Consider the following 902-nt stretch of genomic DNA (forward strand, 5'->3'; position numbering starts at 1 on the left):
GAACCGGCGGGACGCGTGTCATGGCAAGGAAAGCCTTGCCTAACCAACATAGGACGTGACAGATGAGGGTTTGGCGCCAACACGTTCCGGTTTCGTGACACCGCCGCCCTCGGCACCCCCGAGCGCCCGGAAGTACGCGGCGGGCGTTTGCCCCGTCACCTGCCGGAACAGGTCAATGAACGTGCCGGGGTTTGCGTAGCCCAGCGATCTGGCCACCGCCACCACCGGGGCCCCCTCGGCCAGCTCGATCAGGGAGCGCCGCACCCGGGCGAGGATCCGCCACTGGGTGAGGCTCATCCCGGTCTCCCGCGAAAAGCGCCGCATCAGGGTGCGACCGCTCACGTTCAACCGGGCCGCCCACGCCGCCACGGTGGCGTTATCGGCCGGGTCACGCAGGATTTCCCGGGCCACCCAGAGCAGCTCCGGATCTGCGGGCATGGGCAGGGCGACCGAGGCGGCCCTGACGGGGCGAATGCGGTCCAGAATCACGCGCTGCAGGCGAGCGCGCTGCTCGGCGGGCATCTCTTCCCAGTGGTTGGCCATCAGGAGCTCCCGCAGGGAGCCCGTCATGGGCACCCCGGCAACCGCCCGCCACTGCTCCGGGTCCGAGGTGTGCGCCTCCAGCGCCGCCACCCCCACGTACGTTGCCAGGGTGACCGCGCCACTCTGGGCGCGCACCCGGTGCGCGAGCCCCGCCGGCAGCCAGATCGCGAGGGCCGGGGGCACCACCCAGAGCTGCCCGGCCGCCTCAACGGTGACCGTCCCGGCGGTCGACCACAGCAGCTCGTGATCGGCGTGCGCCTGCAGGCCCCACTCGATGTCGTCCCGCACGTCGAAGTCACGGGTCGTGAGCAGCCAGGGCGGGGAGACCATCGACGGCCCCGTCGGAAACGGCAAGGACT

At 71.2% G+C, this 902-nt stretch carries 1 protein-coding gene; it reads right to left on the reverse strand.

Translation table 11 applies throughout. The features are described from left to right. Positions 1-39 precede the first annotated feature (39 nt). The coding region (locus OOT08_RS00895) for a helix-turn-helix domain-containing protein (protein WP_325090707.1) at positions 40-902 on the reverse strand (863 nt) is incomplete at its 5' end.

It is taken from the genome of Leucobacter sp. M11 (assembly GCF_035726885.1).
Lineage (GTDB): Bacteria > Actinomycetota > Actinomycetes > Actinomycetales > Microbacteriaceae > JAPFRB01.